Source organism: Clostridium aciditolerans (genome assembly GCF_016316925.1).
Lineage (GTDB): Bacteria > Bacillota > Clostridia > Clostridiales > Clostridiaceae > Clostridium_AM > Clostridium_AM aciditolerans.
On the sequence record NZ_JAEEGB010000007.1, the window covers coordinates 20380 to 33954 of the forward strand.

Genomic DNA, 13575 nt, shown 5'->3' on the forward strand with positions numbered 1-13575 from the left:
CTAACACCCCTTTATCTCAACATTTTCAATTGGTAGTTTTTGTATTCATCATCATAATAAATTTCATCTATGCAACCGTACTGTTGATCAATTTGAAATATGTTTTTTATAGGTATTGCTAGAAGGTTGCTCAATATGATTCTATTTACACCTGCATGTGAAATTATAATTATATTACCTAAGCTATTTTTAACAATACTTTCATAAATAGGTATAACTCTATCTTTAAGCTCTTGAAAACTCTCCCCTCCTGTAGGTACAAAAGTATCTATATTTTCTCCTCTTTTTTTAAATTGTTTAGGAAAAAAATTTTTTATATATTTAAATGTTTTCCCTTCCCATTGCCCCATATTTATTTCAGTAAACTCTTTCACTACTACCCTTTCAATGTCTCTATTTTCAAAAATTATATCTGCTGTCTGTATACATCTCATTAAAGGGCTTACATATGCTTTCTCAATATTTATACTATAAAAAAATTTTTTAAGCCTTTGAGCTTGCATAATTCCCTCTTCACTTAAAGGCAAATCTGTGACCCCTATATAACGTTTCTCTTGTCCAGCATCTATATTTCCATGCCTTACTAAGTAAATACTTCTATTCATAATCGAAACTCTTACCTATTACAGCTTCAATTTTGCTAATAACTTTTTTAGCCTCTATATATCTCTGTTTTATTTTATCCTCAGCCTCAAAATCATTTTTGTGTTTCAATAGGCAACGATCAAACCTACACTCAAGAGGCATAACTTTATCTTCTTTCACAAGTTTATCTGCCAAATACAGTATTTCATTCTCTGTAATATTTTCTTTTTCACCTACTTTTATATCCATATGTGTAGATATTATGTTACCTATATGTTCATATCCTAATTTCTTTAAAGTTTCTTCTCCTTTTTTGGCATGGTTTGTAGATTTTCTATCTATGTCATGTAATAGTGCTGCAGCTGACAGCAGATCTTCATCAAAATTATATCCTTTTTCATTTAATATATTTAAAATATATGTGGCTATCTCCGATACTTTAACGCAGTGTCTTATTACATTATCAGATACGTCATGCATTTTTAAGATACTATAACATTCCTCTCTATTTGGAACTTTTAAACTAAAATATTTGAGCAGTTCTATATAATCTGCTTTAGTATCCATATCCATTATTGTAAATTTATCAAATACAGGAACATTTATAGAATCATCGTCAAACTTGGAAAGTATATTTTTTAATCCTCCATATTCATTATTTTTTAATATTATATCTTTGTATTTGCAATCTATTAGAGGCGGGTGTCCCCTTTTACCATTAAAAGTTGGATAAATTATTCCCTTATCACAGCATAAATATTGGCTTTTTAACGTTTCTATAGTGTGTATTTTCACAAGAGGAATATCTACTGGAAGCATAAAAAATGCGCTAACATTCTCATTTAAGGCCTCTATACCTTTTAATACTGAAGAATACATTCCCTGAGAGTAGTTTTTATTTTCTATACATTTAGCTTGCGAGTCTTTTAATACATCTATTAACTCTTTTCCTCTATGACCCACTACTACTATAATATTACAAATTCCTGAAGTTGTAAAAGTATTAACAATGGTTTCTATTGCAGTATATTCGCCAAATTTCATAAGAGGTTTAAAATCTCTCATTCTTGAAGAATATCCTGCTGCGAGAATTACAGCTGCAAAGTTATCCTTATTCACTAATATGTGATCTCCTAACTAGAACTAACTCAGCTGCAATACTTACTGCTATTTCTTCAGGAGTTTGTGCAGATATAGAAAGACCTATGGGACAGTAAACTCTCTCCATGTCCTTTGAAGTATATCCTTCATTTAAGAGGCAGCTGTAAACAAAATCTCTCTTTGTTTTACTTCCTATCATACCTATATATCTTGCATCGGTTTTAAGCATTCGTGCTAGTACTTCTTTATCATAGGCATGCCCTCTTGTAACTATAATAATATAACTTCTACTATCAATATTTATATAATTAAATATATCTTCAAAAGAAGGAATTGCTTTTACTTCATCAGCGATTTTAAATCTTTCTCTATTAGCGAATTCTTCTCTATCATCTATAATAATTGTTTTAAAATCTAACATTTTAGTTATTTCTGCAATTTTTTGTGACACATGTCCAGCACCTATTATATATACAGCCTCATGATTCAAAACAGGTTCTACTAAATATTTCTTTCCCTCAGCAACTAAATTTTGAAAAGTTATATTTTTAAAGTTTTCTCTTACTTTTCTAAATATACATTGTGCTATATCGTTTTCTTCTCCGAAAAATCCTGTTTCTGTACAAATCCATTTATCTGTTCCTTTTATGTTTTTTTGCTTTTCATCTATTTTTGTTATAAATGCAAAATTAATAGCTTTTCTTTTAAGTTCTGCTGCCTTTTTGTACATTAATACCATCTCATCATCATTACAATCTATATATTCTAAGAGCAATTTAAGTTCTCCACCACAGACCATGCCTAGGGCTGAAGCACCATTATTAGATAAGGCGAATTTCTTAATTATAAACTCTTTATTTTCAAAAATCTGTGAAGATAACTTTATAGCCATAGCTTCAAATATACCTCCACCTATAGTACCTTCAATTGAAAAGTCATTTTTTATAATCATCTTTGTTCCTTCTTCTCTGGGAGCGGAACCGGATTTCTCTAAAATAGTAGCTAGCACGAAGCTTTCTTTATTATCCAAACACTCAGTCATTACTTCATATATATCTCTCATAATTAACCCCTCTTTCTATAATCATATATCCTTCTCTTTGTCATGCTATTTTTAATTATGCTAGGCTCTAATGAATGTATTAATACAATTTCAATAATATTTTCAACTAATGCTTCTTTAATTACTGGTATCTCTTTAATATAGCTCATCATTTCCTTTGATACTTTATGAAAATCTCGCTCATTTAATGTAATTAAGTCTATAAATATTATGTTGCCTTCCTCAATGTAAGCTTTATAGTCTATTATAGCTTTAAAAGATAGAATAATTTCATCTAAATCTCTCATATAAATAAACTTATCTTCATCTATCTTAATTCTATTATCTATCCTTCCAAGAACTGGACTCATTGTTTTTAAGAAAGTTCCACAAGGACAGTACTGTGTACTAAAGGCTGCTATATCTCCAGTTCTATATCTTATTAAAGGCATTCCCTCTCTTGTAAGTGTTGTAAATACTATTTCTCCATACTGACCATTTTCTACTGTTTTCCCTGTAACCGGATCTATTATCTCAAAATATAAATCTATATCCCTCATATGATATCCATTTAATGCTTCACACTCAACTCCTCCACCATATCCCATTTCAGTCATTCCATAATGGGCAAAAACCTTGCAATTAAACTTTTCTGTAATTTCTTTTACTAAAGTTTTTGGTACATAATCAGTGCTTAGGAGTATCTTTTCTATATTCTTTTTAAATGCTTCACTCTCTATTCTGCTTAATTGAAGTAACTTTATAGGAATTCCTACGATACAATTTATATTCTTATCCTGTATGAATTTTGCTACATCTTTTGGTTTAACCAATACTCCTTTTACATAACATTCTATATCTATTTCTCTTAATGCTTTTTGTAGCAAGTCACCAATGCTTCCATAAGATTCTCCTGGCAAAAGTACTAATACTTTATCTTTTCTATCAACTAAAGAGCTCATTCCATGTTTAAAGAAGTCAATTGTAAACTGCAAATCTTTCTCCGTAAAATATATTCTTTTTTCTTCACTGCTTGTACCAGAAGTTCTTAAGGTTACTACTCTATCAATGTCTTTTGGGGAGACACATAAAAAATCAAGGGGATTATTTTTTATATGATGCGGCAGCGTAAATGGTATACTTTCAAAATCCTTAAAAGAATTTATATCTAATTCATTAAAGCACTTCAGATGTTCCTTATAAAATCTACTGTATTTCTTTGAATAAGCAATAACCTCATTTATTTTATTTAATTGATATTGTTCTAATTCTTTATTATTGCCTTCCTTAATTCCAATTTTATCTACCATCCATTTTTCCATAGGTGTAATCTTCATATCACATTCCCCTGTATATATAGTTTCCCTGTGCATCTGTAATATTATAAAGACAAAAAGGTATAAGCCTTCCATCTAAGCTTACTACATGAATGCAGCAGTCCTTAACTCTTTCTAAATCTATGTTCCATATATCTTGAAAAGCCATAGCTGAGATACTAAAGGAATAATTTTTTACGCTGTATAATATATCATCCCAGCTCATCACTTTTTTAGAATCTAATTTGCCATTAAAGCCTTCTATTTTTCTTGAAGACCAATTACGTGTAACAAATTCCTTTGCCTTTTTAGCCCCTTCTTCTGCCTTTTCAGTTTTTGAACAGCAGTTATTTGATTTATTTGTAATGCTTAGTAACTCATTTTTGTTCTTGTAAATATAATTACCATGAAAAGAGCATAAAGCATTTTCGCACCCGGGAGGCTTCATGCTGCTGATCTTAATCTTACCCTTTGTTTGTTCTTCTATTTTGTCTATAAGCTCTGGTAGTGTAATTCTATCCTCATCCCTTGGAATATTAGGTATTCTTCCAAAATAACTTACAGGCTGGAAATGTACTCCTCTTACTACAGCTATGTTCTCCAGTGCAAAGTCTATTATTTCCCCTATGTTATCTACATTTATCCCTGGAACTAAGGTTGGAACTAGTACAGCTCCTATGCCATGCTTATTACAGTTTTCTAATGCTTTTATTTTTATCTCCAGCAATTCTCTTCCTCTTAATTTTTTATATATTAAATCATTAGTACCATCAAACTGTAAAAAAATCGAAGCCAATCCTGCTTCCTTAAGCTCTCTAACATAGCCTTCATCCTGCGCTATGCGTATTCCGTTAGTATTCACCTGTATAAAATTAAACCCCAGTTCCCTTCCTAACCTTATTATCTGTGGCAAATCATTTCTCACTGTAGGCTCACCACCAGATAACTGAATATTGCAATTGCCTGAGTATTTTAGAACTCTTTCATATAAAAACCTTATTTTTTCTATTGAAACATCCTCATCTTGATTACAGGAGGAGTCAGCAAAACAAAATTTGCAATTTAAATTACAACGGTTAGTAACTTCTATCAGTGCTGTACAGGTATGTTGCCTATGTTCACTGCAAAGGCCACAGTCAAAAGGGCACCCTTTTTCACCGGAAACAGCAGGATTCTTTATATAAGCTCTTTCCTTATTCCTCACCCATTTTTCCATAGGAGTACTCCCACTCCATATAATAGTTTTAAACTGCCCATGCTCTGGACAATACTTTTCCATGTACACTTTATTATTTTCTAAAATCTTTTCTGCCTTTACTTTCTTTAAACAGTGGGGACATAAGCTTTCAGTTCTGAAAATTACTTTTACATTCTTCATACTAATCTCTATCTCCAAACTCATATCCATGTTTGTATAATATCTCCTGAACTTTTTCATAGCTCTTTTGTAATATATCTCCGCATTTTATTGGATAGTGTATATTCCCGACATCATCACTAATACTTTGAATTCCTATTATATCCCCACATTCTGTGCTTTCAAACTCTTCCTCAAACCAATCTATATATTCCTCTATCATAGTCTTGTAATCTTCCTTATAAACTTCTCTATCCTCACCTTTGCCAGCATACAAACCTATAATCCCTATTCCACCTGTAAGAACTCCACAGGTCTTTTTAGTAAAACCTATACCTCCGCAGAGACCATTTATCGCTCTTATTAAATCTGCATTTTCTTTTTCTTCTTCCTCTAAAGTAAGCTTCAGCATTATTTGACTACAACAAAAGCCTGCAGAAGCTAATTTATATATGCGAAAAGCAGTATCATTCATAACCCTTATCCCCTTTCCTAGCTATCATAATAAAATACCCAGGTTTGCAATTTTTAAGTATTTCTTGAAACTCTACTCCATCTACAGAACATTCTGAAGCTTTATTCCAAAAAACGCTCATAGAACCATATGAAAATATTACCTTAACCATAAGTGCCTTTATCATAGAACTGCAGTCCTCTAAAAGCATTATTTCAAAACCTTGCCTTATTAATTTTTCTCTAAATGTTTTTAAATTGTGAAGGCCCCTCATGCAGCTATTAATTGAAAATGTATTTAGTTTATCTGTAAAGTGAGGATTTTTTGCATATACGTCTGTGATTACGAAATATCCATAATTTTTTAAAACCCTATATACTTCCTCTATAACAGCATTTAAATCATTCATAAGAGATAAAGTACATTCTGCAAATACTCCTTGAAAGCTTTCATCTTCAAAAGGAAGCTCTTCTCCCCTACCATTAATCAAATTAATGTTTTCATATTTATCCTTTCCTATAGCTATTAATTTTTGTGATGGGTCTATTCCCACAGTATTCATTCCATACTTTTCATAAAGATAGTTAACTGTAGCTCCCATGCCGCTTCCTAAATCCATTATTTGATCTCTAGCAGAAAATTTACAAAATTGAACAGCTTTATCTGTTAGGATAAATCCCCCTGGTCTTAAGGTTGTTCCTGTAACCTCAAGCATGTTTTTATTTTCATAAGCATTACAGCTCTTTGTCATTTATCTTCCAGTCCTTTTTCTACTTCAAGCATTTTCCCTAGTGCCAACTTTTCATCTATAATTACCATTTTACATTGAGGACACTGCATAAGTTCTACTTCAAAGTTTCCTCCAAGGTAGACGACCTTTACTTGTGAGAGCTGAAGCTCCTTATTACACTTATCACAAATCCAGGGAGTTTTTTCTTCTTTATTAATATTCATAATTATTCCTCCACTACTTCCATTCTGTGACTGTAAACACTATGAATAATTAATTCCTTATCTTTTTCTTCATATTCCACCCAGTAAGTAACATTTCTAATTCTCATCCTGGTTAAATAATGCATAGTTTCTGGATTTAAAAATCTTTCCCTGTTTTTCTGTGCATTAGCTATTACTTTCTCTATATCTTCAAAAAGAATTAACCTATCCTCCATTTGTTTTTGTATATTATCATTTATGATTAACTTTAGTCTGGAAACCCTAGTAAAATCATTTATTTCCTCATTCCAAAACTTCTTTAATAGATTAATTTTAACAAGTGCTCTGTTCTCATGTCTTTGAGATAAAGTAGGAGCTTGTCTTAATGATACTTTCTCCAAATTCTCACCATAAATTAAATCTAAAATGTGAAAAGTCCTCTTTCCTTCAGATACAAATAAATCTCTACACATTGAGCAATAAACTAAGTAATCTCTACTGCTCTCTTTTATTCTATCTTTTATAAATTCCTGTGATTGCTCTTTATTAGCAAAATACACAAGTCCACCATAACCGCAGCACTTGGTTTTTTCCTTTGAGAACTTTAATTCTTCTATTTTATATCCCAGTTCAGATGCTATAGTTCTTATACTTTCATGAATTTTTTCATTGTATCTAGTAGTACAAGCATCATGTACATTTAAAACATAGTTCTCTTTTATTTTATTATTAATAGGAATCTTGTGATTTTTCATGGTTTCCCACAAGGATACCAAGTTTATTTCAGGCGTATATTTTTCAAATATACTGTAGCAACTTGAGCAGGCTAGAATGAAAGTCGGTCTTCCCATGCTCTCCCAACTATTTTTGATATGTCTTATATTCTCTTGCATTAAATCCTGTCTTCCTGCCCAATCTGCTGGTGCACCGCAGCACCCTAACATTAAACCTACACCATCCTTAATATTTGACATAAGATAACTGTATACTTTTTCTATATATTCTGGTGTAGATGCTGGCAGCTGACATCCTGGATAAAATACATACTTTACCTTTTCATAACCAGGCTGATTCTTTATCATTGAAAAATAGCTGCTATTGCTAAATTCCATATCTTTTAATGCGAAATCGTGAGCAGATACTGGCATTTTTTCTCTTTCTACCATACTTTCACGAGTTTCTTTTATTATATTCTTCATCTCTATGCCTTCTGGGCATATTTCTCCACATAGCCCACAAAGGGTACAGGAATTAATCATTTTGTTTGCATAGCGATCTCCAAGTACTATAGTTTCATTATGATTTATCTGTCTTACATATTTCTTAGGGGTAACATTATATTTTTGAAGATGAACACAAGCTTTTACACATTGAAGACACTGACATTTCAAGCATCTTTTTGCTTCAGTTATTGCATCTTCTTCACTATATTCTGAGTCATATTTTCTCACTGCTGGCATTAACTCTATATCATCTGTTGTAATTTTTAAAGGTGTTTCATACCCTCCTTCATTTTCTCTTACAGCGGTAATTGAAGCGCTTTGAATGTACCTATCTATAGATATGCCCGCTCTTCTCCCTGAACTTAATGATAATATAATAGAATTATTTTTATTTATAAGCTTTCCTCCTGCAAATAGTGAAGTGTTTTCTACTTGGAAGGTTTTAAAATCTACATTTATGTCTTCCTTCCAAGAGCCTGTTCCAATATAGATTGCGTCATAGATCTTTAATATCTTACTCAATTCTTTTTCATCAATCTCTTTATTTAACTCTATCTTTATGCTTCCTTTTTTTAATACTTCAAGTTCTTCTTCTATAAGCTCCTTTGAAAGATTTTTTCCTTCAAAGTCCCATAACCGTCCTCCTAACCTTGATTTTTTTTCATATATTGTAACCTCATAGCCTTTTTTATCTAAATCATAAGCTGCTGTGATTCCACTTACTCCTCCACCGATTACTGCCACAGTCTTTCCGTTCCTAGGCATAGCTAATGTTCTTTTATTAGTTGAAGCCCCCAGTTTTACTGTAACTTTTTCAAGCTCAGATATATTTATAGCTCCTCCAAGTTCTTTTCTAACGCATACATCTTCACAGGGATGATCGCATATTCGGCCTATTATTCTCGTAAATGGAAGCTTTTTAGCCATAACCTTATAAGCCTTTTTAAAATCACCCTTTTCTATTTCCTCAACAAATGACTTTACATCCATATGCACAGGACAAGCAGCTACGCAAGCTGAAGGTGCATCTGTAATACACTTATCACCTTTTTTCAATAACTTATCTAAATCCATAGCATTCACCTTTCAAAAATTTTGCGACACAAAATTTTTCAGAGGACAAAGGACAATTGACAGAGAACAGTGAAGGAGGATTTTTCTCCGCTACACTACGAAAAATCTTTAATTTATATAAATTAGCGATGTTTTGCATTAGCAAAACAAGCCTAAAAAAGTAAATTAGTTTTCTGACATAAGGAAGAAAACTTACCTTCACTGTCCTCTGTCCTCTGTCAATTGTCCTCTGATAAAAATTTTGTGTCGTATTATTTTTATTTTATAAATTAAATGTTGCTTATTTATATGTCTACTTTTTAAGTGCTGCTAAAACTTTTTCTGGAAGTGCTGGTAATTTAGTTATACGCGCTCCACAAGCATTGTATATTGCATTAACTATTGCTGCATGTGGTGCTGAAAGAGGCATTTCTCCTGCTCCTGAAGCACCATATGGTCCATATGGTCTTGGAGTTTCCTGATAAATTATTTCTATATTATCAGGTACATCCTTAATTTGAGGTATACCGCAACCTGTAAGTGTAGTGTGTTTTTTTAAGTCTTCAAAGTCCTCACTTAATGCTAAACCAATACCTTGAACTAATCCTCCATATATTTGACCATCCACTACTAATTTATTTACTACAGTTCCTACATCAGCAACTATAGTGAGCTTTTCTACTTTAACTTTTCCAGTAGTAGTATCTACCTCTACTTCTGCCATGAGTACCCCATACATGTAACATGGGAATGGATTACCTTGCCCATTTGCTACATCACAAGCGGTACAAGGTGCTGTCCACTTTCCATCAACTTTTACTGGTATATTTTCTGCTATCATTTCATCATAAGTCCTATAAGTTCCATCAGCTTTTTTCATAGCAGATAATAGATTTTCACAGGCAACTCTTGTAGCATTACCAGTTAATACGTTAGAACGGCTTCCACCAGCTGGTCCGCTGTTTGGGGTTTTTTCCATATCGTTCATAACTAATTTTATTTGTTCAAGCTTAATTCCTAGTGGTCTTAAAGTTTCATAAGCTATACTTAAAGTTCCCATGTCAGCACCCTGTCCATGGTCTTCCCATGAGTTACCAATAACTATTCCTGTTGGAGTCACTTCTGCCCAAGCTTCTGAAGAGTCTGCACCATCAAGACCTGAGCCATAAAGAAGTAATGAAACTCCTACTCCATATTTTTTATCTCCACTATTTTTGTTTTTATCTTCAGCTTTTTTCTTTGCATCTTTGTATAATGGACGTAACTTTTCTATCATAGTTGGTAAACAAATAACATCTGGGTCACAACCAGTAGGCGTAGTTGAGCCTTCTCTATATACATTTTGATATCTAATTTCAAGTGGGTCTATTCCTGCCTTTTCAGCTAATTCATCTATCAAAACTTCTGAAGCAAAAAGACTCTGTGGTGAACCGTATCCTCTGAAGGCTGAGCCCCAAGCATGGTTAGTACAAACAGTCCTTCCTTCTCCTCTTATATTTGCTATATCATACCCAGCTCCTATAAATTGCGTACCCCTCATAGTAAGTAGGTCACCGAACTCTGAGTATGGACCATGATCCACTGACCAATCACTTTCCATTGCAACAAGCTTTCCGTTCTTGTCGCCTCCAAACTTGACGTTCATAAAGAAAGGTGATCTCTTTCCTGTATAAGTTATCTGCTGATACATATTGAATTCAAGGTATACTGGTTTCTTTGTTACTATTGCAGCTACACCAAGTAAAGCTTCTATAGTAGGGCTGAACTTATATCCAAAAGTACCGCCTGTAGGATTTTGAACTATAAGAACATCCTGTGCTGGCATTCCGATACCATCTGCTATCATAAGTGAATGGAAATGAAGTGCTACACTTTTTGAATGTATAACTAGTTTTCCATTTTCATTGAAATAAGCAAAGCCTACATCTGGTTCTATTGGAAGATGCGGCTGTCTTCCTACATAAAAATTATCTTCAACTACATAATCTAATTTATTCATTAAATCTTTAGTGTCATTACCTTTAGCTATTGTTGTCTCAAAATATATATTCGGAGTTCCTGGATGAATTTCTATAGCATCTTCAGCCATAGCTGCTGGTGCACTCATATATGCTGGAAGTTCTTCTAATTGTACTTTAACTTTTTCTGCAGCAGCTTCTGCTTGGAATGGAGTATCTGCAAGTACCATAGCTATAGCATCACCAAATTGGAAAATCTTTTTATCATTTAATATTGGTCTATCTAGACCATCACCTTTATTTGAAGGGAATGCCAATCCATTTATTCTGTTGGTTCCTGGAACGTCTTTATATGTTATAACTTTATAAACTCCAGGCATATTCTCTGCTTCCGATGTATCTATTGAGAGAATATTAGCATGTGAAACTTTAGCCTGTACCAATTTTATGTGTAATGTATCCTCTGGAAGTTTTAATCCTAAATCTGCTCCAAAATCCCAGGTTCCTGTTACCTTTGCTACTGCAGATGGACGAACAACCTTTGAACCTAAAACACTTGCTCCTTCAGGCAGCTTATACCATAAGTCTTCTTTCTTTATTTCCCCTCTCATTAGCCTTGCTGCATCCATAACTGCATCTACTAATGGCTTATATCCTGTACATCTACATACATTTCTGTTTTTTTGGAACCAGTTTCTTACATCTTCTCTAGTTGGATTTATATTTTCATCAAGCAAAGCTTTAGCAGATACTATAAACCCTGGAGAACAGAATCCACACTGTGCAGCTCCATGAATCATCCATGCTAATTGTAGTGGATGAAGGTTGTCTTTAGTCCCCACACCTTCAATAGTAATTATTTCTGCTTCATCTGGAACCCTTTTCATTCTTACAATACAAGATCTTACAACTTTCCCATCCATTATTACGGAACAAGCCCCACATTCACCTTTACCGCAACCAACCTTAGTACCTGTAAGAAGCATTTGTTTTCTTAAAACCTCTGCCAAAGTCATTTCCGGATTAGCAATAACAGTTCTACTGATACCATTAATAATTAAAGTTTTCTTTAACATTAAAATACCCCCATTTTTATTTAATTGTTATATTATAAATTTTAATATAACTCAAGCTACCTATATAAATTGTTTAGCAATATACGTGCCAACAGTAAGAATATGGAACTAAGCCATTCTCAATATATAAAATTATTTTTTGTTCGTTTTTCTAACAAAACCGCATTGAGTTAGTGTTCGTTTTTTAATCAATATTGTAAAATTCACTCTACAAACTTGTATTTTTTTACTTTTATCAAAATTGTTGCTCATTTTTCGAACAAATTATAAAAAATAAAGGAAGCTCATATATTTTGAGCTTCCTTATCTTAATTATTTCTAATTGCTTTTAACTTCTTCATATTCCACATCTACAACATTTTTATTTGAAAAATCATAATAATTTTCTTGTTCATAGGCTTTGCTTTTATTATCAACTTTTTCTCTTTTACTTGTTTTTATGTTCTTATATGATTTAATGTACTTTACTAATTTGATTCCTCCCCAACCAACAATTCCTACTACTATAAGCCAAGGAACTATTCTGATAAATATAAGTACTGCTGCTATTATAATTATTGTTTTAAACATTCCTGATAAATTTCTGTTTATAAAGTCCATGATTACAAACCTCATTTCTTTTCTTTAACTTATCTTAAACTTAATATTTTGTATTCTATTATAATACATAAATTTTTTAGTTCAAGATTAATATAAAAATATTATATCATACAATTAAAGCAAATAGTATTAAATATCACTTTATAAAGTATTAATAATTTATGAATTTTTTATTAAAGTTCTTCGTTTTTTTTCACATTTTTTCTGAACATATCGAAATCACTAATTATGTCTGGTCGTTCTTGTATAAAAGCTATAAAATCTCTGAAGTATTCTACTGTTTCATTGCTTATCGTGTGTTCAACTTTTTCTGTTTGCTCTAATAACCCATCAGATATGCCTAAAACCTTAAAAAACCCTTCAATAATATTGTGTCTACTAAGCAGATACTTCCCCATTTTTTTCCCTTCTTCTGTTAGTATTATTATTCCATACTTTTCATAATTGACGAATTTGAATTCTGATAGCTTTTGCACCATTTTTGTTGCTGACGGAGGCTGCACGTTTAAAGATTTAGCTAGATCATGAATCCGTGTAAATCCTATCTGTTCAGAAAGTCTGTAAATCATCTCTAAATAATCTTCCATAGATGCAGTTAAAGTATCATACTCTTTTTTCATATATTCACTAAAGGTAAAAAAGTCTTCATTATCCATTTCTTCACCTGCTCTGTTCATATTATTTCATGTACAAATATATGCATTAAAAATATAAAATAGAACTATTTCATCACATTTATTTTATAAATACATATCCTAAAATTAGAAAAGTTAGTTTGGACTAAAAATGTTAATTGCCTTTAATTATCTTAAGTGCCATTAATATTTAAGTCAGCAGACAATTTAATTTATAGATAAATTGTAAATTTAAGTTAGTT

The 13575-nt window shown here is 32.1% G+C and carries 12 protein-coding genes; all 12 read right to left on the minus strand.

Annotated features, from left to right (window positions below; genetic code table 11):
• Window positions 1-11 precede the first annotated feature (11 nt).
• The 12 genes from I6U51_RS07315 to mntR all read right to left on the minus strand — a co-directional run bounded on the left by I6U51_RS07315 (window position 12) and on the right by mntR (window position 13354).
• Window positions 12-605 (minus strand): histidine phosphatase family protein, encoded by a 594-nt coding sequence (locus I6U51_RS07315; RefSeq protein ID WP_211142027.1) that lies wholly within the window; start codon window positions 603-605, stop codon window positions 12-14.
• A complete protein-coding gene (locus I6U51_RS25315) occupies window positions 598-1704 on the minus strand; it encodes a DVU_1551 family NTP transferase (RefSeq protein WP_211142028.1) in 1107 nt (368 codons plus the stop codon). Before I6U51_RS25315 ends, I6U51_RS07315 begins: the two co-directional genes overlap by 8 nt.
• Window positions 1697-2749, minus strand: coding sequence for an XdhC family aldehyde oxidoreductase maturation factor (locus I6U51_RS07325; RefSeq protein WP_211142029.1), 1053 nt, complete (start codon window positions 2747-2749; stop codon window positions 1697-1699). The genes I6U51_RS25315 and I6U51_RS07325 overlap by 8 nt, the downstream gene beginning before the upstream one ends.
• A gap of 2 nt (window positions 2750-2751) precedes the next feature.
• On the minus strand, window positions 2752-4065 hold the full coding sequence (locus I6U51_RS07330) for a DVU_1553 family AMP-dependent CoA ligase (RefSeq protein WP_211142030.1): 1314 nt from the start codon (window positions 4063-4065) through the stop codon (window positions 2752-2754).
• A gap of 1 nt (window position 4066) precedes the next feature.
• Window positions 4067-5422: a radical SAM (seleno)protein TrsS gene (gene trsS, locus I6U51_RS07335; protein WP_211142189.1), complete on the minus strand. Its 1356-nt coding sequence runs from the start codon at window positions 5420-5422 to the stop codon at window positions 4067-4069.
• Window position 5423: 1 nt separating this feature from the next.
• Window positions 5424-5876, minus strand: a complete 453-nt coding sequence (locus I6U51_RS07340) for a DVU_1555 family C-GCAxxG-C-C protein (protein WP_211142031.1) — start codon at window positions 5874-5876, stop codon at window positions 5424-5426.
• Window positions 5869-6606, minus strand: a complete 738-nt coding sequence (trsM, locus tag I6U51_RS07345; protein ID WP_211142032.1) for a DVU_1556 family methyltransferase — start codon at window positions 6604-6606, stop codon at window positions 5869-5871. Before trsM ends, I6U51_RS07340 begins: the two co-directional genes overlap by 8 nt.
• Window positions 6603-6809 carry a DVU_1557 family redox protein gene (locus tag I6U51_RS07350; protein WP_178908706.1) on the minus strand — a complete coding sequence of 69 codons (207 nt, stop codon included), beginning with the start codon at window positions 6807-6809 and terminating at the stop codon, window positions 6603-6605. Before I6U51_RS07350 ends, trsM begins: the two co-directional genes overlap by 4 nt.
• Window positions 6810-6811: 2 nt before the next feature.
• On the minus strand, window positions 6812-9085 hold the full coding sequence (locus tag I6U51_RS07355; protein WP_211142033.1) for a pyridine nucleotide-disulfide oxidoreductase/dicluster-binding protein: 2274 nt from the start codon (window positions 9083-9085) through the stop codon (window positions 6812-6814).
• 292 nt (window positions 9086-9377) lie between these two features.
• The gene (locus tag I6U51_RS07360) at window positions 9378-12098 is read right to left on the minus strand and encodes a molybdopterin-dependent aldehyde oxidoreductase (RefSeq protein ID WP_211142034.1); all 2721 of its coding nucleotides are present in this window, start codon (window positions 12096-12098) and stop codon (window positions 9378-9380) included.
• Window positions 12099-12416: 318 nt separating this feature from the next.
• The gene (locus I6U51_RS07365) at window positions 12417-12698 is read right to left on the minus strand and encodes a hypothetical protein (protein ID WP_211142035.1); all 282 of its coding nucleotides are present in this window, start codon (window positions 12696-12698) and stop codon (window positions 12417-12419) included.
• Window positions 12699-12871: 173 nt separating this feature from the next.
• Complete coding sequence (mntR, locus tag I6U51_RS07370) at window positions 12872-13354, minus strand: transcriptional regulator MntR (protein ID WP_211142190.1); 483 nt, start codon at window positions 13352-13354, stop codon at window positions 12872-12874.
• Window positions 13355-13575 lie beyond the last annotated feature (221 nt).

Coding starts and splice junctions, on each gene's coding strand:
- I6U51_RS07340 (WP_211142031.1), bottom strand. CDS start 5,876: ATGAATGATACTGCTTTTCGCATATATAAATTAGCTTCTGCAGGCTTT.
- I6U51_RS07315 (WP_211142027.1), bottom strand. CDS start 605: ATGAATAGAAGTATTTACTTAGTAAGGCATGGAAATATAGATGCTGGA.
- trsS (WP_211142189.1), bottom strand. CDS start 5,422: ATGAAGAATGTAAAAGTAATTTTCAGAACTGAAAGCTTATGTCCCCAC.
- I6U51_RS07365 (WP_211142035.1), bottom strand. CDS start 12,698: ATGGACTTTATAAACAGAAATTTATCAGGAATGTTTAAAACAATAATT.
- I6U51_RS07350 (WP_178908706.1), bottom strand. CDS start 6,809: ATGAATATTAATAAAGAAGAAAAAACTCCCTGGATTTGTGATAAGTGT.
- I6U51_RS07325 (WP_211142029.1), bottom strand. CDS start 2,749: ATGAGAGATATATATGAAGTAATGACTGAGTGTTTGGATAATAAAGAA.
- trsM (WP_211142032.1), bottom strand. CDS start 6,606: ATGACAAAGAGCTGTAATGCTTATGAAAATAAAAACATGCTTGAGGTT.
- I6U51_RS07355 (WP_211142033.1), bottom strand. CDS start 9,085: ATGGATTTAGATAAGTTATTGAAAAAAGGTGATAAGTGTATTACAGAT.
- I6U51_RS07360 (WP_211142034.1), bottom strand. CDS start 12,098: ATGTTAAAGAAAACTTTAATTATTAATGGTATCAGTAGAACTGTTATT.
- mntR (WP_211142190.1), bottom strand. CDS start 13,354: ATGGATAATGAAGACTTTTTTACCTTTAGTGAATATATGAAAAAAGAG.
- I6U51_RS07330 (WP_211142030.1), bottom strand. CDS start 4,065: ATGAAGATTACACCTATGGAAAAATGGATGGTAGATAAAATTGGAATT.